Consider the following 18,762-nt stretch of genomic DNA (forward strand, 5'->3'; position numbering starts at 1 on the left):
GAACCCAATATCCATTCATCACAACAGCGCAGTGATGAATGGATTTATTTTGCAGAGCGAAATATAATGGCAAAACTATTGCTTTAATTATATTTGAGGATCGAATGTCTCAAAACATGGAAACTGAAAAACCAATAAATTTTGATGAGATACGTTTAGATCCTATTTCGCATATACATCGGGAAAATAACCCGCAATTTATTGCTTCTTTAGCACGCGGTTTAGAACTTTTAAGATGCTTTTCTGCAAATAATCAGGTTCTTGGCAACCAAGAATTAGCAAAAATGACAGGTTTACCTAAACCGACCATTGCACGTATTACCAATACCCTTGTGTCATTAGGTTATTTAAAACAATTACCTAACTCGACCAAATATACATTAGATATTGGTGTCTTATCTTTAGGATACGCAGCTTTATCTAACATCTCGATTCGTAATATTGCTCATCAATATATGGAAGAGATGAGCCAATATGTTCAAGCGCCCGTAGCGATGGCAACGCGTGATCGCTTAAATATGGTGTATATCGACGTTGTGCAAATTGAAACAGCCTTAAATATGCGCCGTCCAATTGGTTCGACTTTACCACTGCATAGCAGTTCTATGGGACGAGCATGCTTGGCTGCGACTCCTGAACGTGAGCGCAACTTTCTACTTGATGCATTGAAACAAAAAAATCCAGAAAACTGGCCAGCCATAAAACGCTCTTTAGAACGAGCTTTCCGTGATTATCAAGATTATGGATATTGTTTGTCTTTGGGTGAGTGGCATAAAGAAGTGAACTCAGTGGCTGTACCTTTGGTCAGCTCTAAACACGGTCTTTATGTTTTTAACTGTGGTGCGCCAAGTTTTCATTTAAATCCAGAAAAACTTGAAGGTGAAATTGGACCACGTTTAATTCACATGGTGCACAATATTCAAGATGCCTTGAATGAAACGCACTGATAACCATACTTAAAACAGTCATGGTTGTGTTGATTAAAGTTCCACTTTCATTATGACTATAGGCATGATAAAAAACGCACTCTATACCCCAACCATTATTTTAATGGCAATTGCAGCAGGCATTTGTACAGGCGGAAATTATTTTAGTCAGCCACTTATTCATTCAATTAGTGTAAGCCTAAATTTAACTGAAACGACTACAGCGTGGGTGCCGACTCTAGCCCAAATCACCTACGCATGTGGCTTGCTTTTTTTAATGCCGTTGGGAGACATAATAGAAAAGCGCAAACTACTATTTATCTTTATGTTATTGGCTTCAAGCGGATTAATTATTAGCGGTTTTTCACACAATATTTATCTTTTACTGCTTGGCACCGTCATTACTGGTCTATTTTCAAGTTCAGCCCAACTGTTATTACCCCTTGCTGCAAGTCTGGTTCCGATTCAACAAAGCGGCCGTGTGGTCGGCTTTTTACTGAGCGGCCTGATGATGGGTGTTTTACTCGCCCGTTCCCTTTCTGGGCTGATGTCTACGCTTTTTGCATGGAATATTATTTATCTGGTCAGTGGCTTTCTTTTACTTATTATTGCCTTTATTTTGCATCGTAATATCGGGCTATTCCCACCGACTAAATCTGAAAACTATGTAAAAACTATTCGCTCTTTACCCCAGATTTTTATTCAAAATCGACGGTTAAGAACCAGAACTTATATTGGTGGTTTTACATTTGCTTGTGTGAGTTTAACCTTTACCACCATGTCGTTGCTTCTGGCTCCAGCGCCCTATTTTTTTAGCGACTTTACCATTGGCCTTTTTAGTTTTGTTGGCGTGTTAGGAACTTTCGTTGCCAATTTCTCAGGCAAATTTATTGACCAAGGCTATATCCATAAAATTTCGATTTATTGCGGCATTGGGCTTATTTTAAGTTGGATTCTTTTTTCACTTTTACCCTACCATTTTGCTTTTTATATTATTGCCTTACTTATTCTCTACGCTTCTCTTTCTGCGGTACATGTCACCAATCAAAGTATCGTATTTAAACTTAATCAAGAATTACGTTCGCGGTTTAATGCCATTTATATGACGGGTTACTTTGCTGGCGGCGCTTTAGGCACAACGGCAGGAAGTTATGCTTGGAAACACTTCGGATGGACAGGCGTCTATATTTTAGGCTTAATTTTTGCCGTTTTATGTCTTTATTACTGTGTGCATGATGCAAAAAATCAGCACAATTAAAGCTTGTGCTGATCTTATATAAAGTAGGCTAATAATGAAGTATAGAAGCTAGGATAATTCTATAAAAGTTCTAATAAGCGTCTACGAATAATATCTTCTGCCTCTTTGATAATGCAACTAACAAACTTAATATTCATTTTTTAAAACGAGTAAAGTTTTTCTTATTTTAATACTTATAACCAACAAAAAAATAATAATAAATTGCTTAGATTAATTATTTAACATAACATTACCAATATTAAATTTTTAATAATTAAGTGTATGTTCAACAAAAAAGAAATATTTTTCTTACCAATCAAAATAGATAATGAAACAGTCTATGCTGGTTTTTGGAAACGTCTTAGTGCTGGCATTATTGATATGCTAGTGATGATACCTTTGATGATAATAGGTTATTTTACTCAAAATATATCTATAATTATTTCAATGATCACTGTAGTTATTGCAGCTCTCTTCGCGATTACTTATATAATTTACTTTCACTATCGATTTGGTGCAACGATAGGAAAAATGGTGGTTGGAATAAAAATTACACGTCCTGATGGTAGTAAAATCAGTCTTATACAAGCTGTATTAAGATCTTCAGTTGATATTGGCTTTTGTATTATTACGGTTACATCCGAATTAATCGCATTAAGCTATGCTGATCCTGAAATATACCTAAATGCAGGGAAAATTGATCAAGCAAAATATATTCTACTTTTTTATCCAGCTTGGTACAGTATAGTTAACTCAGCAAGTGAATTATGGACTTGGAGTGAGTTTATTGTTTTACTTTTTAATAAGAGAAAAAGAGCTATTCATGACTTTATTGCTGGAACTATTGTAATTAAAAAACAATATTCAAAAAACTAATATAAGAGGGTACTCTATATAATGATCTAAATTTAATCTATTATTAAATTTAGATCACTATATTACTTACTATAAAGAAATCTTGCTCTATTATTAAGATTAATATAGATAATAATTTTACTTTATAACAAGCTTAATAAACGTCCGCGAATAATATCTTCTGCCTCTTTGACAATTCGGCTAACCAGTTCATCGCATGTCGGAATATCATGAATCAAGCTTGCCACTAAACCACATGACCATGCACCTGCATTAACATCTCCATCAATCATCACTTTTGGATAAACCCCTGCAACTTCTTCAATAATATCTTCAAATTTAATGTTATCGCCAAGTGCTTTTTCTTTTGCCACGATTTTTTCTACAGCAGCATTATTCATGACACGTTCTGTATTTCGCAAAGCACGCATAATTAAACGCGTGTCTCGTTCGGTTGCATTCAAAATCGCCTGTTTCACACTTGCATGTACGGGAGCTTCCTGAGTCGCAATAAAACGCGTTCCCATGTTAATTCCATCGGCTCCCATCGCTAAAGCCGCAGCGAGTGAGCGTCCGTCTGCCATTCCACCTGAAGCAACAAACGGAATTTCTAATGCATCGGCTGCTAAAGGCAATAAAATCATATTTGGCACGTCATCCTCACCAGGGTGACCACCACACTCGAAACCATCTACAGAAACCGCATCACATCCAATTTGCTGAGCTTTTAAGCTATGTCGAACCGAAGTACATTTGTGAATTACTTTAATACCAGCAGTCTTTAAATATGGCATCACCTGTTCAGGATTACGCCCTGCTGTTTCTACAACCTTGACTCCACCTTTAATAATTGCCTCTACAAAACCCGGATAATCAGGAGTATTCACCGTAGGCAAAAAGGTTAAATTTACCCCAAAAGGCTTATCAGTCATTTCACGGCAACGTGCAATTTCTTTTGCTAGATTTTCAGGTGTACGCTGAGTTAAGCCAGTAATAATACCTAACCCACCTGCGTTAGAAACCGCAGCAGCAAGCTCTGCAAAACCAACATAATGCATACCACCTTGAATAATTGGATGCTCGATTTCAAATAGTTCTGTAATTTTGGTCTTCATATTCTTTCAACTCACTGTTCTATAGCTAGCTTCTCATTTCCTTAGCAGAGCTAGATGCTTATTTACTCATAAATCCTATCAGCATTTAAAGTAATTTAAGTTAAAAATTCCACAATACAAAATTTTATACCACAATATAAAACAAAATAATTGATAACGGAATTGTTTTTCGATAGCATTCTTTTAATGAGTTTATTTTTTAGACGGAAAGTTATTTAAAGGAATGAATAATGCAGCAGGACAATAAAACCCAAAGCGAGCTTAAAACAGGCACAATTCAACAACATTTAGATAGAAATATACTAACGCTCACCATGAGCAATCCCACTAAAAAGAATGCAATTAATTATGAAATGTATGCAGCTTTAAGTCAGGCATTAAGTCAAGCAGCAACTAATCAAAATGTTCATGTCGTTGTGCTTGCTGGTGAAGGTTCTTCGTTTACCAGTGGTAATGATGTCAATGCATTTGAAAAACGCGACGCATCAAGTTCAGAACCACCCGCTTCGATTGTTTTCTTAAAAAGCTTAGCAACGTTTCCAAAACCGATTATTGCTAAAGTAAATGGTGTGGCAATTGGTATTGGCAGTACTATGCTTCTACATTGTGACCTTGTGTATGCAAGCCAAGGCTCTATTTTTCAGTTTCCCTTTGTGAATTTGGGACTTGTACCTGAAGCGGGTTCAAGTTACATCTTGCCAAGATTATTGGGCTTTGCTCGAGCTTCGGAAATTATTTTATTAGGTGAAAAATTTTCGGCAGACCAAGCAAAAAATTATGGCTTGGTGAATGAAATATTTGAAGCAACTGAGCTAGATCAAGTAGTTGAAGATATGGCAATTAAACTTGCTCATAAACCAAGTCAAGCCTTACAACTGAGTAAAAAATTGCTAAGAGATATGCCAGTCGATGATCTACTCAATCGTATTGACCATGAGTCGACTATTTTCTCACACTGTTTACAGGGTTCCGAGTTTAAAGAAGCATTAAGTGCTTTCAAAGAAAAAAGAAAACCGAACTTTCACAGCCAAATAGTCTAGATACACCCACTAAAAAGCCAGCATTGAAAATCAAAGCTGGCTTTTTTAAGTGAATCAGATAAGTTTAGCTAATCTCGGTACGAATATTATTCACCATATGTAAAAGACGCGGTGCAATATCTTCTTCAAGCTTTTCACGGTTCATAATAAAGCTTGGGCCACCACAGTTGAACACCAATAAACCATGTTGTTCATGAATAAGTGGAACTGCAACCGAATTTACATCTTTATGCCATTCTCCGATTGAAAAACAGTATCCAAAATCTTGGTAGTCTTTAAACGCTTTGTCTAAATCACGGTTAATTTTGATCCAGTCTTCTTTGTGCTTACTACGAATGGCATCTAGCAGAAACTCTCGTTCATCTTCAGGCATTGCAGCTAAACAAGCCCGTCCCATCGAACTTAAATGGATGGGTAAATAGGTTCCAACTTGACGGCGCATGGTCATATTGCCTTTGCCTTGTACCACATCAAGATAAATCATATTCAATCGATCGCGTGTTGCCATGGCTACAGCAGCGCCAGCATAGTCTGCCAAATTTTTCATATATGGATGGGCAATAGAGCGAATCGATACGTTAGACAGCATGGAATAACCAAAAGCAAGAACACCTACTGAAAGCTGGAATTTACTTGAGTTAGGCACTTGTTTGATATAACCCAAACGCGACAAGGTATGTGTAAGGCGAGTAATGGTTGGTTTTGGCAAACCTGTCATTTGAGCAAGCTCTTGGTTACCCAAATGCTGATGCTTCGGCGTAAAACAACGTAATAGCTCTAAACCACGTGCTAATGCAGTAATAAATTGGCGATCATTTTCATCCTGCATGTCTTCAATCGGATGTAATAATTCATGCCTTAAAGGCGCTAATAATTTTTCTGTCGGTTCTGCATCAACTGCATCGTTCATTGTCATACCAATCCATATTTTGTTTCGCACTGCGAAAATTATAATCTATTTTTTCTATAAATAGCAAAAGAGCAAACATCCAAGTCTGCATCTAAAAGATAACTTCATTTAACTCATTAAAGCGAAAGATTAAATATTTTATTTTCTGATTTTAAATATAATTTTAACCTTCCGCTTTTAAGCCACCTACCCAATTACACCCTTTTCTTTGAGCTCAGCTAGTTTTTCTGAAGAAACCACTCGGCCCAAAACGGCTTGCGTATGTTCTCCCAGCAGTGGTGGTGCTGTTTTGTATTCAACGGGTGTCCTAGAAAGTTTGATTGGTGAGCCAATTACCTTCAATTTCTCACGTTGAGGATGGTTCATCTCGACTAACATTTCTCGGGCAATGACTTGCGGCTCTTGAAAAGCTTGCTCCAAGTTATTAATCACACCTACCGGAACTTTAGCCGCATAGATTGCATCTACCCATTCATCTGCCGTTTTAGTTAAAAAGTGTGTTTGTAAAATTCCGATAATTTCATCACGATGCTTGATTCGGTCCGCATTTCGGGCAAAAAGTGCATCATTTGGTAAATCAGGTAAACCAATACTTCTACAAAGCTGAATAAACTGACTATCATTTCCACACGCGATAATAAAATCACGGTCAGAAGCTTTGAACACTTGATAAGGCACAATATTGGCGTGTGCATTGCCATAACGCTTAGGGATATTACCCGATGACAAATAATTCATTCCCTGATTTGCCATTGTGGCAATTTGAACATCAAGCAAAGCCATATCAATGTATTGGCCTAAACCTGTCACATGGCGGTTGAGTAAAGCAGCCTGTATGGCAATCGTAGAATAAAGTCCTGTAGCTAAATCAGAAAATGCGACCCCTACTTTTTGAGGGCCTCCACCCGGCAAATCATCACGCTCACCCGTGACTGACATAAGTCCGCCCATGCCTTGAATAATAAAGTCATAACCGGGTTCTTCGGCTCTTGGGCCATTTTGACCAAAACCTGTAATCGAGCAATAAACCAGTTTAGGGTTAATCTCAGATAAAGACTCATAGTCCAAACCGTACTTTTTCAAAGAACCCGCTTTGTAGTTTTCAATCACAACATCAGTGTCTTGAATAAGGGCTTTAATCAATTCTTGGCCATCAGGACTCGCAATATCGATAGCAACCGATAGTTTATTGCGGTTAGTAGACTGATAATAAGCGGCTTCTTGAGTGTCTTGACCTGAGTCATCTTTCATCCAAGGTGGCCCCCAAGAGCGAGTATCATCGCCTACTTTCGGCCTTTCAATTTTGATGACCTCTGCACCTAAATCGGCAAGAATCTGTCCACACCAAGGCCCAGCCAATACCCGACTTAAGTCAAGTACCCGAATTCCATTTAAAGCACCCATCTTCATCCCACTATATTTTGTGACTTATTTCCTATAGGAAAACTTATCCATTTAAAATTTCGCATAGCGATATATATTTTTAATATACACACCTCTTTTTAAAAATCAAACTTTAATTTTCCACTAAAAATAATGATTTTTTATAATAAAATATAGCTTAAATAAATCAATAAATTAGCCAAACACAAACCAACAACAAAGTATCGCATTGCGAAATTAATTTTCAAAATATATTGTTTTGCGTTCATCCTTTGATTACTATCGCTTCAAATATTGGTGATTTTACGAACATCACATTGATGTTTTCTACATGTAGTAAAAGGACGAGACTATGATTCGAGATCAGGAAACCTTAGATCAACTTGTTGATATGATTCGACAATTTGTTGAAGGTGTATTAATTCCTCATGAGAATGAAGTCGCTGAAACGGATGAAATTCCTCAAGATATCGTTGAGCAAATGAAAGCGCTGGGCTTATTTGGTTTAACCATTCCTGAAGAGTACGAAGGTCTTGGCCTAACGATGGAAGAAGAGGTCTATGTGGCTTTTGAATTAGGTCGTACCTCTCCAGCTTTTCGGTCTCTCATTGGAACCAATAATGGCATTGGCTCAAGTGGCCTGATTATTGATGGGACCGAAGCACAAAAATCATTTTTCTTACCGCGTCTAGCTCGTGGTGAAGTGATCAGTTCTTTTTGCTTAACCGAACCTGACGCAGGTTCTGATGCTGCCTCTTTAAAAACCACCGCAGTAAAAGATGGTGAGTTTTATATTTTAAATGGTACCAAACGCTTTATTACCAATGCTCCTCATGCTGGTGTATTTACAGTCATGGCACGTACAAACACTGATATTAAAGGCGCTGGTGGCATTTCTGCCTTTATTGTTGATAGCCAAACTCCGGGCATTTCTCTTGGCAAACGCGATAAAAAAATGGGACAAAAAGGTGCCCATACCTGTGACGTTATTTTTGAAAATTGCCGCATCCCTGCTTCAGCACTCATTGGTGGTGTTGAAGGTGTTGGTTTTAAAACTGCCATGAAAGTACTCGATAAAGGCCGTTTGCATATTGCTGCCTTGAGTGTCGGTGCAGCCACTCGAATGCTAGATGATTCTTTAAATTACGCCATCGAACGCAAGCAATTTGGACAACCAATTGCCGAGTTCCAACTCATTCAATCCATGCTTGCCGATTCAAAAGCTGAAATTTATGCAGCTAAATGTATGGTCTTAGACGCTGCCCGCCTACGCGATGCGGGACAAAACGTTAGCACGGAAGCTTCTTGCGCAAAAATGTTTGCAACCGAAATGTGTGGCCGCGTTGCTGATCGCTGCGTACAAATTCATGGTGGTGCGGGTTACATCAGTGAATATGCCATTGAACGTTTTTATCGAGATGTTCGTCTGTTCCGTCTCTATGAAGGGACCACTCAAATTCAACAAGTGATTATTGCCCGAAATATGATTCGCGCTGCGTCTTAATCAAATTTAAAGCACTTCAAAACGACTTGAAGTGCTTTTTATCAAATGTAGGTAATGGATTATGGCTACAAATTACAAAGAAGGTCTTTCTCGTATACAGCCTCATACGTGGAAAATAGCATTTATTTTTGCATTTCTGGCACTGTTGGTAGATGGTGCAGATTTGATGCTGCTGTCTTATAGCTTAAATAGTATTAAGGCAGATTTTGGATTAAGTTCAGTACAAGCAGGTATGCTTGGCAGTTTTACATTGGCAGGTATGGCTGTTGGTGGCATTTTTGGGGGATGGGCATGCGATAAATTTGGTCGCGTGCGTATTGTGGTTATTTCTATTTTAATTTTCTCACTTCTTACCTGTGGCTTAGGTTTTACCCACAGCTTTCTTCAGTTTGGTATTTTAAGATTTTTTGCATCACTGGGTTTGGGTTCACTTTATATCGCCTGTAATACCCTCATGGCCGAATATGTCCCAACACGTTTCCGCACAACAGTACTTGGCACTCTACAAGCTGGCTGGACCGTTGGCTATATTGTTGCGACCTTACTGGCAGGCTGGATTATTCCTGATCATGGCTGGCGCATGCTGTTTTATGTTGCGATTATTCCCGTCATTATTGCTGTTCTCATGCATATTTTGGTACCCGAACCAGAAGCATGGCAAAAGTCTCGACTACAACAACCAGTTGTGGCTCAAAACGCATCGAAAACTTCAGCATTTAAGCTTATTTTTCAAGATAAACGAAACCGCAATATGTTTATCTTATGGGCACTAACCGCGGGCTTTTTACAGTTTGGCTACTATGGCGTAAATAACTGGATGCCGTCATACCTAGAAAGTGAACTCGGTATGAAGTTTAAGGAAATGACCGCCTATATGGTAGGTACATATACCGCCATGATTTTAGGTAAAGTTCTTGCGGGTATGATGGCCGATAAATTAGGGCGTCGTTTTACCTATGCCTTTGGTGCAATCGGCACTGCTATTTTCCTACCTCTGATTGTTTTTTATAACTCGCCAAGCAACATTTTATATTTACTGGTGACCTTTGGTTTTCTATACGGCATCCCTTATGGCGTAAATGCAACCTATATGACCGAAAGCTTTGCAACAGCAATCCGCGGTACAGCCATTGGCGGTGCTTATAACGTCGGACGTTTAGGCGCTGCATTAGCCCCTGCAACGATTGGTTTCTTGGCATCCGGCGGGTCTATTGGTTTAGGTTTTGTCGTGATGGGTGCTGCCTACCTAATTTGTGGTGTGATACCAGCCTTATTCATTAAAGAAAAAATATACGACCCACAAAAGTCGTAAAAGATCCATCACAAAAAATCCTATAGGTCCTGTACCTATAGGATTGATGGTACTAACCATCTAAACATGTGTTTTAGATGGTTAGCAGGAAATAAGGAATTGACGTTTCAAAGTTACTCCTTATTTCCACGTATGTAGAGTTTATTACTCTTCATTTTAATTTTTTAGGTAAGCTTAGCTCCCAAGGGAGCTAAGCTTAAAAATATATTGACCCAAACTATGTTTAAGGTCGTTCACCCTGCCCCAAACGACGTTCAATATCATCGAGTACATTTGGTAAGTCGGCGACACTATCAATCACATAGTGAGCGCCCGATGCATTCATTTTTTGGTATGCCTTATCTTTTAGTACAATCTGTTCATCTGCCGATAGCGCACTCCACTCTTCATAGCTTAAACCGACTTCATTACCACTAATCGCAAGTCCGACTGTCCAGCACCCTGCGTTTAAACCTTCGTCAATCCCCACCACGGTATCATCTACTTTTACAACAGTTTTGATATCGGATACGTCGAGTTGAATTAAGTTCTTCCATAGCATTTCAGGATATGGGCGGCCATATTTCACGTCACTGGCAGTAACAATACAGTCAGGTCGGTAGCCCTGATCGGCAGCATCTTTAACCAAACGACCAATCATCATGGATGCATATCCCGTGTTACTGCCAATTTTTGCACCGCGATTTTTAATATTTTCAAAAGTCGCCAATGCACCCGGAATTAAAGCCGAACATGTTGGAATCGAATCTAATTGATAAGGAATAAAGTCCTTATATAAACGATCAATATCTGCTTCTGTTGCAGGCTTCCCATAAACTTCCTGCCATGCAGCTGCCACACGTGGCATTTTTAAAACTGCCGCAATATGATCACGTTTTTCTAAACCCATTGGTGCACGAGCTTCTTCAACCGTAATTTCAACTTTATTGTCTTTAAATAAAGCCATAAAAGCTAAAATTGGTGCACGTGAGCCAAAATCTACAGTTGTGCCAGCCCAGTCAAAAACAACAGCCTGAATTTGTGTATTGTTGGTCGTCATGGTGTATTCCTTTAATGCAAATGATTTAAAAAATTATGTTGTTACAGCTTGATTGAGGTGGTTTTTGCAGTAGCTCGCAATCGCAGCAAGAAGCCCTTCAATGTCCTGTACATAAACTTCGCCAATATTGCCTATACGGAAGCAGTTGAGGTCGGTGACTTTGCCCGGATAAATTACATAACCTGATTTTTTCAAGGTTTCATAAAATGACTGGAAGCTAAATGTCTCGGCTGTTGGATAAAGAAAATTAGTAATAATGGGTGATTGTGGGCACTCTTTACCGAGCACCAATTCAAAGCCCAGTTGTTGCATACCTTGCGATAAGGCTTGTTGGTTTTGTAAATAACGTTGATAACGTGCAGCAACTCCACCTTCGGCTTCAAGCTCAAGCAAGGCTTGATAAAAAGCACGTACCACATGGGTTGGCGAGGTAAAACGCCATTTACCGTTATGCTGCTCCATGGTATTCCACTGGTCATACAAGTCGAGGCTGACCGAACGTGCTAAGCCTTTACATGCTTCTAGGCAATCACGCTTGGCCAAAATAAAACCAAAGCCCGGAACACCTTGAATACATTTATTTGCACTTGAAATCAGGAAATCAATTTCAAGCTCGGCAATATCCATAGGCACACCACCGAATGAACTCATGGCATCCACAATCCAGATTTTTCCTGCTGCTTTCACCAAACGGCCAATGTCTTGAATCGGGTTTAAAATTCCTGTGGTGGTTTCACAGTGCACACAAGCAACGTGGCTAATAGTTTTATCTTTTAAAACACCTTCAATTTCTTGTAAATTTGGTGTTTGGGTTTCTAAATAGTTCAGTTCTACAACTTCAATATTTAGGCAACGCGCCATTTGTACCATACGTGCACCATATGCGCCGTTATTAATGATCAAGATTTTGCAATCACGCGGAATAGCTGACCCAAGTACAGACTCCACAGCAAAACTTCCACTGCCTTGCATTAACACAGCCGTATATTTTTTAGTTTGGCTGGTTGCCAAGTTGACCAGTCGATTACGAATATCCTGTACCAGCGAGTTATATTCTTGGTCCCAAGTACACCAGTCTTTTTGCATGGCACGGCGTACTGTCGCCGATGTTGATAACGGACCTGGCGTTAGAAGCAAATATTTGTTCTCTAAGTCCATATCGAGGTGTGGTTGCATGTTCATAATGTTGCTCATCTTGTACGCGTTAATTTCAATATACATAAATCTGGTTTAAACCAGATGACAAACTAGTAAATATTTTGTTCTAATATTTCTTTCATAAAGCCAGCCCCTGTAGTCATGCCTTTGCCAGCAATTGCACTCACCAGAAAAATGTTTTTTTCAGCTTCAGTGACGCATGCCAAATCATGTTCATGGGTCAGGTAATAACCATTCCAACGTTTTTGAATTGGAGGTAAAGTCAGGCCTAATTTTTCGTGGCAGTAAGCTTGAATAAACTCATTAATCTCTTCGCGTTGCTCAAACTGAGGTGCTTCATTAATCGAATGATATTCGTGGCTATCGCCCACAATCAGTTCGCCAAATTCGTTTTGTTTAATCAGAATATGAATGCCGAATTCTTTGATCAGCCCTTGCTGTGATGCTCTAACCAGCTCAGCATGACTCGGGCAAATTTCAAAAGCTGGATAACGAGAGATAGATAAGCCTGAATAAAGAGAAGCATTTAATTTTTTTTGAAATGGTTGAGTCAGCGCCATTTGTAAGCCACAACGTTTCAAATTCAAGCTTTGTAAGATATCTGGATATAAAACATCGATAACTTCACCATGGCAGATCAAAACTTTATTTGCCCGATATGCCTCGCCACTTGCCAAGCGAACCTGACAAATTCCATGTTGATATTGGGTTTGAACGACACAAGCATTGGTATAAATTTCTACACCTTTACTTTCGGCATATGCCAACAGTCGCTGCCCAACCACATGCGGTTCGACCGAATAATCTTCCTCAAAAACCAAGCCGCCTTGAAACTGCTGCTCGGGGTTTAAATAAGAAAATTGGGTGACCAGCTCATCATGACTTCGTAAATGCACAGGAATTTGGTAGTTATTTGCACGCTCGGCAAACTCATTTAAAACCTGCCATTCAAGTGCCGTATTGGCGAGATAGACACCTTGTCTTTGAGCAAATGAAATATCGGTTTCAGCCTGAATACGCTGATAAAAAGAACGCGTTTCAAGTGCGTACTTTCGCCACTGCTGCTCTGGATGGGTTAATGTCGAAGTTCCGACCATGCCGAAATTACGACGAGTTGCGCCCACAGGTTTGGCATTTTTCTCGAAGATACAAACTTTTAAGCCTTGTTCTTGCGCTTGTATGGCCGCGGACAAACCTAAAATACCGGCTCCGACAACAATTAAATCAAACTGTGCGTGATTCATAAGACTTCCAATTTGCGAAATTTAGGATGAATAAACCCTTGCCTTGTTGAACAAAGCATTTTCATTTCAGTCGGTTAAATAAAAATTGTGTTTAGCTAAAACTTAGTGAGCACTTTCACGCCATTGCTGACTTCTTGCCATAATTTTTCTGGTAAATAACCAATGAGTGAGTTTTACAACACATGAGGTGGTTAAAATGAGAATACTCATCGCAACAGCAGCAACCGTGTCGCCTGCATCATCCATATTTAAAACCGCCACCGCCGCTAAACTGGTGTCTGGTGAATAAAGGAAAATGGCAGCCGACACAGTGGTCATGGCATTCACAAAAATATAGACCGATACATCACATAGCGCTGGAAAACACATAGGCAAATATACTTTCCAAAAGGTTTTCCACTTCGATGTTCCTAGAGTTTCTGCTGCCTGATCGAGCTGTAGCGGAATCTGTTTAATGGCATTGGTTAAAGTGAGGTGTGGCACAGTGTAATAATGCACGATGGTTGAAATCACCAAAATGGTCATGGTTCCATACAGCACATTTAACGGGTTGCTTTGCTGGTTAAAAAACAAAATATAAGCAATACCCAAGACCAGCCCCGGCACAGCAAGCGGTAATAAAACCAAAGCTTGCACATAGTTCTTAATGAGTGGATGTGCTTTAAAACGTTCGGTTAATAGCGCCACCATAAAAATGAGTGCTGTTCCAAAAAACGTACTAAAGAGTGCCATGCGAACCGAGTTAAAATACGCCGCCCAACCACCACCATCGACATATTCAAAACTGTAATGTGCCAAGGTCAAAGACAAATCATAAGGCCAAGACTGGATGAATGAAGCCAGCACAGCCGTAAAGATAATCAGTAAAATCGCACCTGAAACCAAACCACAAAATAGGCTCAGAATGACTTCAAGTTTTTTATTCGGTGCTGAAACGTAAGGTTTAGTCTGAAAAGCTTGAAACCGTGCATGCCGCTTGCTTTGTATTCGGTCGAAAATAAAGACAAACACTGCTGGTAGCAATAACAGGATGGAAATTACCGCACCCATACTCATGTTTTGCTGACCAATAATCTGTTTATAGACATCAAGCGCCATCATGTTAAATGAACCGCCAATGACTTTCGGAATTCCGAAATCGGTCAATACATAAATAAAAGCCACTAGACTTGCGCTAATGAGTCCATAGCGAATTGCAGGTAGTGTGACGTGGTAATGGGTCTTCCAGATATTTTTGCCGAGCGACAAAGATGCCTCAATTAAACGCTGATCGACACTGCGAAAAGACACCATCATCAACATCAACATTGCTGGAAATAGCCAAAAGCAGTAACTGATTAAAATACCGATTGGGCCATAAATTTGTATATCGCCCAGTAAAGGCTTTAATATGCCTTGCTTACCAAACAAATAAACCAATGCTAAAGAAGGTAAAAGTGATGGCGCTAAAATGGGTAAAAAAGCCACCAGTTTAAAGAAGTTTTTACCCTTTATATTTACATTGGTGAGTGCAAAAGCATAAATACTGGCAAGCAATACTGTAATGACAGTAGCAGCACAAGCAACCCACACCGAGTTAAATACGGAACTGAGTAAAGCTGGACTACCAAAATAATGATAAAAATTTTCAAGCCCAACAAAACTTTGATTTTCATTAAAAAATGCAGTTTCAAACAGCATGATTAATGGAGCAATAATCACTAAAGTCAAAGCAATTGCAACGCTTGCTAAAGCAATATTTGATCTTAATGAATATTCAGTTTTTCGACACGGCTGTGTTTTTAGAACCGCTGATGCAGCTTCATTTAACATAGTGCGTACCCTTGTTCGTCAAAGACATGAATGAGCTGATTAGGCACTTTTATAAACATGATTTCTTGCAAAGATTTGAACGTGGTATTTTCAATTTCAATTTGCAAAAGATGTTTTGCTTGCTCAATTCCATCGATATGAATAGCGCAAAATAAACGACGCTTGGCACCTAAAAATTCAGTGCTTAATACTTTAACTGGCAAATACAACGACTCTTTATCACTACCAAAATCATCAACCAACTCGGCGGCTTCGGGTCTAAAACCAATGCTGTAGCTTTGCCCAGCTTTAAGTTTTTGCTGTTCCAAATTTAGAGGAATAAAACCTAGAACCTCGAGCTGATTAACTATCGAACAAGTGGCTACCAAAAAGTTCATGGTGCCAATAAACTTGGCAACGAATTGGGTTTGTGGCTTGTAGTAAATATTGTGCGGTGTATCAATTTGCTCAATGACGCCATGATTCATGACTACAACACGGTCAGAAATGCTTAATGCTTCTTCTTGGTCGTGTGTGACCATAATGGTTGGCAAATTAAGCTGCGATTGAATCGAACGGATCTTTTGTCTTAGGTTTAGGCGTACCTGAGCATCGAGTGCAGAAAGCGGTTCATCGAGCAGTAAAATATCAGGCTTCGGCGCAATTGCCCGAGCAAGCGCAACACGTTGTTGCTGACCGCCCGACAATTGGTTTGGATATTTTTTAGCAATATCAGGTAACTCAATCATTTCTAATAACTGTTGAACCCGTTGGCTACGCTGTGCTTTATCCCATTTCTTTTTATCTAAGCCAAAGGCAATATTTTCTTCTACATTTAAGTTTGGAAATAACGCATAGTTCTGAAACACAATGCCACAGTGACGCTTCTCAGCACTGAGCAACGTAATGTCTGCGCCCTTTTTTATAACCTTTCCATAATCAGGTTTTTCTAGACCCGCAATAATGCGTAGTAATGTGGTTTTACCGCACCCTGAAGGTCCCAAAAAGCTCACGAACTCGCCAGCTTTCAGGTCTAAATTAATATGCGTTAGGGCCTGAAAGTGTTGGAACTTTTTTTGGATATCCACCACTTCTAAAACTGAGGGGCCATGTTCAGGATATTTATAGGTCGTTAATGACGATAATAAATGCCCTGCTAACTCACCCTTTTGGTTTTGACCTAGCAGCGATGATTGCAATGACGAAGGAATTTGCATAATGAGGCCCTTATCCAAAAGATCACTTTTCAAAACGCTTTGACCATTCAGCCAAAATACGTTCACGCTGCTCGGCCGCCCAATAAAAATCATTTTTTACGAGCATTTGAGGAAGATTTTTTGGGAAGTCCATAGTAGTATTTTCAATGCCTTTATAGGCCACCATTGAAAAGTTATGGGCATAAGCTTCGTTTGCCGCTTTGCTTACCGACCAATTTATAAATTTTTGTGCGCTACTTAATTTCTTGGTTCCTTTCACAATTGCTGAGGCTTCCATTTCCCAGCCTAAACCTTCTGTTGGATAAACCACTTCTAAAGGTGCACCCTCTGCTTTTAATTTAAATGCTGGATAACCGAAAGAAACTCCTATTGGGATTTCACCTTGTGCTGCCATCTTGCAAGGTTTGGAACCCGAATGAGGATATTGGGAAATGTTTTTATTTAAAGCCTGCATATAATCCCATGCCTGCTTTTCGCCCCAAATTTGCATCCAAGCCGTGACATCTAAATAGCCTGTGCCACTTGAGGCTGGGTTTGGCATCACAATCAGGTTTTTATAAATTGGGTTGGTTAAATCTTTCCAAGTTTTTGGAATTGGTAGCTTACGCTTTTCTAATTCGACTTTATTGACACAAATTGCAGATTCCCATGCATCCATACCCGTCCAAGTCGGTACATGTTTTTGGCTGACAAATTCTGGTTTTAAGTTTTGAATGCCTTCAGGTTTAAAAGGCTCAAGCATGTCTTTCTTTTCCATGACCAGCAAACTGGTTAAAGCCACACCAAAAACCACATCCGCTTGAGGATTTTTCTGCTCTGCCAAAAGTTTAGCGGTGATTACACCTGTTGAATCACGTACCCATTTTACTTTGAGTTCAGGATAGGCTTTATGTAATTCCTCTTGGTATTGCTTAAGCTGGTCGGCTTCCACTGCCGTATAGACTGTAATTTCTTCTGATTGTTTTGATGTTGCTGATGAACATCCCATTTGAATAGCGACCACTACACCTAAAACTGATGCAGTACCGAGTTTAATTGTCTGTTGAACGTACTGTTTCATCTGCAAACCATCGAATGCAATTATTTGATGATCGTATTTCAACAGCTTTATATGACAGTTTAATTAATCTGGTTTAAACCAGATTGTATTTTTATGCTCGCGCTTCGAAATGCAAATCTAAAACATCATGTAGCCAATATTCTTGGTCAACATCGGTAATCACGCCTTCTTCATTTCTGTTGCTACGGCAAATATATAAACCCAGTGCCCCAACATTCACATGCAGTGCTTTAGCCTGTTGTTCCGATAAAGCGGTTGGATAAAGGTTAATGTCAGCTCGGGTGATATGGCAGTCATATTGATTTGCCATGAGTAAAGTAATGGATTGCTTGAGATCATGAGTTAAAAACTTGGGAAAAAGCTCGGCATTTACACGTAAATGTTCAACTAAAACAGGGCGACCATTAATACAACGACGTCGCCAAACTGAGTAAATCGGATGCCCTTTTTCAACTTTTAAATGCTTGGCATCCCAAGAAGTAGCCTGAGTCAGTTCACTCGAAATTACTTCTGTAGAAGGTTCATAACCTTGCTCAATCACAAACTGATTAAAGTTTTTAGTCGATTGCGGGTGATAAATAATGCGAGGAGAACGAACATACCAACCACGGCGGTCCAAGCGATAAATCAAGCCATCAGTTTCCAAAGCCAGCAAAGCTTCACGTGCAGCCACGCGAGTAGTTTGGAATTGTTCAGAAAGCACTCTTTCCGAAGGGAGTTTTGCGTGGGCTTCTAATACACCCGATTCAATATCATGGGCAATAGCATCGCGGATAGGAATATATTTAGGTATGCGTGCTTGGTCCTGTTCCATACAAACTTAGAATTTATAAATAAAGAAATTAATAGCAATATACTGAAAAAATGTGACAAAAGCTTTTATTAATGCTCATCTTTTAAGCAAAACGCGTCCTATCCCCCCTTTTCTTCAATTCAGCTTTTCCATAAAAAATCGTGTGTGCACGCGTACT

General features: G+C 39.4%; 16 protein-coding genes. 6 read left to right on the plus strand and 10 right to left on the minus strand.

Annotated elements, in window-relative coordinates; genetic code table 11:
• Positions 1-104: 104 nt before the first annotated feature.
• From I8T81_RS11785 to I8T81_RS11795, 3 genes are all read left to right on the plus strand, one after another.
• Positions 105-947, plus strand: coding sequence for an IclR family transcriptional regulator (locus tag I8T81_RS11785; RefSeq protein ID WP_087605680.1), 843 nt, complete (start codon positions 105-107; stop codon positions 945-947).
• A gap of 64 nt (positions 948-1,011) precedes the next feature.
• Positions 1,012-2,184, plus strand: coding sequence for an MFS transporter (locus tag I8T81_RS11790; RefSeq protein ID WP_198071252.1), 1,173 nt, complete (start codon positions 1,012-1,014; stop codon positions 2,182-2,184).
• 261 nt (positions 2,185-2,445) lie between these two features.
• Positions 2,446-3,039 (plus strand): RDD family protein, encoded by a 594-nt coding sequence (locus I8T81_RS11795; RefSeq protein WP_198071253.1) that lies wholly within the window; start codon positions 2,446-2,448, stop codon positions 3,037-3,039.
• A 122-nt stretch (positions 3,040-3,161) separates the two neighbouring features.
• Here I8T81_RS11795 and I8T81_RS11800 read toward each other — a convergent pair whose 3' ends face one another.
• On the minus strand, positions 3,162-4,133 hold the full coding sequence (locus I8T81_RS11800) for an NAD(P)H-dependent flavin oxidoreductase (RefSeq protein WP_198071254.1): 972 nt from the start codon (positions 4,131-4,133) through the stop codon (positions 3,162-3,164).
• A 230-nt stretch (positions 4,134-4,363) separates the two neighbouring features.
• Here I8T81_RS11800 and I8T81_RS11805 point away from each other — a divergent pair, with 230 nt between their 5' ends.
• Positions 4,364-5,173 carry an enoyl-CoA hydratase gene (locus I8T81_RS11805; protein WP_198071255.1) on the plus strand — a complete coding sequence of 270 codons (810 nt, stop codon included), beginning with the start codon at positions 4,364-4,366 and terminating at the stop codon, positions 5,171-5,173.
• 64 nt (positions 5,174-5,237) lie between these two features.
• Here the strand turns inward: I8T81_RS11805 and I8T81_RS11810 are convergent, their stop codons facing one another.
• Positions 5,238-6,083 carry an IclR family transcriptional regulator gene (locus I8T81_RS11810; protein WP_013198245.1) on the minus strand — a complete coding sequence of 282 codons (846 nt, stop codon included), beginning with the start codon at positions 6,081-6,083 and terminating at the stop codon, positions 5,238-5,240.
• A gap of 186 nt (positions 6,084-6,269) precedes the next feature.
• Complete coding sequence (locus I8T81_RS11815; protein WP_198071256.1) at positions 6,270-7,487, minus strand: CaiB/BaiF CoA transferase family protein; 1,218 nt, start codon at positions 7,485-7,487, stop codon at positions 6,270-6,272.
• A 331-nt stretch (positions 7,488-7,818) separates the two neighbouring features.
• Between I8T81_RS11815 and I8T81_RS11820 the strand changes: the two genes are divergently transcribed.
• Both I8T81_RS11820 and I8T81_RS11825 read left to right on the plus strand, forming a co-directional pair.
• The gene (locus I8T81_RS11820; protein ID WP_198071257.1) at positions 7,819-8,970 is read left to right on the plus strand and encodes an acyl-CoA dehydrogenase family protein; all 1,152 of its coding nucleotides are present in this window, start codon (positions 7,819-7,821) and stop codon (positions 8,968-8,970) included.
• Positions 8,971-9,031: 61 nt separating this feature from the next.
• Entirely contained in the window at positions 9,032-10,282 is a 1,251-nt protein-coding gene (locus tag I8T81_RS11825; protein WP_198071258.1) for an MFS transporter, read from the plus strand.
• A gap of 223 nt (positions 10,283-10,505) precedes the next feature.
• Here I8T81_RS11825 and phnX read toward each other — a convergent pair whose 3' ends face one another.
• The 7 genes from phnX to I8T81_RS11860 form a co-directional block, all read right to left on the minus strand.
• Positions 10,506-11,321 carry a phosphonoacetaldehyde hydrolase gene (gene phnX / locus I8T81_RS11830; RefSeq protein WP_198071259.1) on the minus strand — a complete coding sequence of 272 codons (816 nt, stop codon included), beginning with the start codon at positions 11,319-11,321 and terminating at the stop codon, positions 10,506-10,508.
• Positions 11,322-11,354: 33 nt separating this feature from the next.
• The gene (gene phnW, locus I8T81_RS11835; protein WP_198071260.1) at positions 11,355-12,542 is read right to left on the minus strand and encodes a 2-aminoethylphosphonate--pyruvate transaminase; all 1,188 of its coding nucleotides are present in this window, start codon (positions 12,540-12,542) and stop codon (positions 11,355-11,357) included.
• Between the two features lie 26 nt (positions 12,543-12,568).
• A complete protein-coding gene (locus tag I8T81_RS11840; protein ID WP_198071261.1) occupies positions 12,569-13,723 on the minus strand; it encodes a TIGR03364 family FAD-dependent oxidoreductase in 1,155 nt (384 codons plus the stop codon).
• A gap of 102 nt (positions 13,724-13,825) precedes the next feature.
• Complete coding sequence (locus tag I8T81_RS11845; protein ID WP_198071262.1) at positions 13,826-15,535, minus strand: putative 2-aminoethylphosphonate ABC transporter permease subunit; 1,710 nt, start codon at positions 15,533-15,535, stop codon at positions 13,826-13,828.
• A complete protein-coding gene (locus I8T81_RS11850; RefSeq protein ID WP_198071263.1) occupies positions 15,529-16,731 on the minus strand; it encodes an ABC transporter ATP-binding protein in 1,203 nt (400 codons plus the stop codon). The genes I8T81_RS11845 and I8T81_RS11850 overlap by 7 nt, the downstream gene beginning before the upstream one ends.
• Before the next feature lie 22 nt (positions 16,732-16,753).
• Positions 16,754-17,791, minus strand: a complete 1,038-nt coding sequence (locus I8T81_RS11855) for a putative 2-aminoethylphosphonate ABC transporter substrate-binding protein (RefSeq protein WP_198071264.1) — start codon at positions 17,789-17,791, stop codon at positions 16,754-16,756.
• 91 nt (positions 17,792-17,882) lie between these two features.
• Entirely contained in the window at positions 17,883-18,605 is a 723-nt protein-coding gene (locus I8T81_RS11860) for a UTRA domain-containing protein (RefSeq protein WP_198071265.1), read from the minus strand.
• Between the last annotated feature and the right edge of the window lie 157 nt (positions 18,606-18,762).

This window comes from Acinetobacter seifertii (assembly GCF_016064815.1).
GTDB classification, from domain to species: Bacteria; Pseudomonadota; Gammaproteobacteria; order Pseudomonadales; family Moraxellaceae; genus Acinetobacter; species Acinetobacter seifertii.

Excerpts from the sequence above, each read along its gene's own strand:
- I8T81_RS11785 (WP_087605680.1), top strand. The coding sequence starts at position 105 with ATGTCTCAAAACATGGAAACTGAAAAACCAATAAATTTTGATGAGATA.
- I8T81_RS11790 (WP_198071252.1), top strand. The coding sequence starts at position 1,012 with ATGATAAAAAACGCACTCTATACCCCAACCATTATTTTAATGGCAATT.
- I8T81_RS11795 (WP_198071253.1), top strand. The coding sequence starts at position 2,446 with ATGTTCAACAAAAAAGAAATATTTTTCTTACCAATCAAAATAGATAAT.
- I8T81_RS11800 (WP_198071254.1), bottom strand. The coding sequence starts at position 4,133 with ATGAAGACCAAAATTACAGAACTATTTGAAATCGAGCATCCAATTATT.
- I8T81_RS11805 (WP_198071255.1), top strand. The coding sequence starts at position 4,364 with ATGCAGCAGGACAATAAAACCCAAAGCGAGCTTAAAACAGGCACAATT.
- I8T81_RS11810 (WP_013198245.1), bottom strand. The coding sequence starts at position 6,083 with ATGAACGATGCAGTTGATGCAGAACCGACAGAAAAATTATTAGCGCCT.
- I8T81_RS11815 (WP_198071256.1), bottom strand. The coding sequence starts at position 7,487 with ATGGGTGCTTTAAATGGAATTCGGGTACTTGACTTAAGTCGGGTATTG.
- I8T81_RS11820 (WP_198071257.1), top strand. The coding sequence starts at position 7,819 with ATGATTCGAGATCAGGAAACCTTAGATCAACTTGTTGATATGATTCGA.
- I8T81_RS11825 (WP_198071258.1), top strand. The coding sequence starts at position 9,032 with ATGGCTACAAATTACAAAGAAGGTCTTTCTCGTATACAGCCTCATACG.
- phnX (WP_198071259.1), bottom strand. The coding sequence starts at position 11,321 with ATGACGACCAACAATACACAAATTCAGGCTGTTGTTTTTGACTGGGCT.
- phnW (WP_198071260.1), bottom strand. The coding sequence starts at position 12,542 with ATGTATATTGAAATTAACGCGTACAAGATGAGCAACATTATGAACATG.
- I8T81_RS11840 (WP_198071261.1), bottom strand. The coding sequence starts at position 13,723 with ATGAATCACGCACAGTTTGATTTAATTGTTGTCGGAGCCGGTATTTTA.
- I8T81_RS11845 (WP_198071262.1), bottom strand. The coding sequence starts at position 15,535 with ATGTTAAATGAAGCTGCATCAGCGGTTCTAAAAACACAGCCGTGTCGA.
- I8T81_RS11850 (WP_198071263.1), bottom strand. The coding sequence starts at position 16,731 with ATGCAAATTCCTTCGTCATTGCAATCATCGCTGCTAGGTCAAAACCAA.
- I8T81_RS11855 (WP_198071264.1), bottom strand. The coding sequence starts at position 17,791 with ATGAAACAGTACGTTCAACAGACAATTAAACTCGGTACTGCATCAGTT.
- I8T81_RS11860 (WP_198071265.1), bottom strand. The coding sequence starts at position 18,605 with ATGGAACAGGACCAAGCACGCATACCTAAATATATTCCTATCCGCGAT.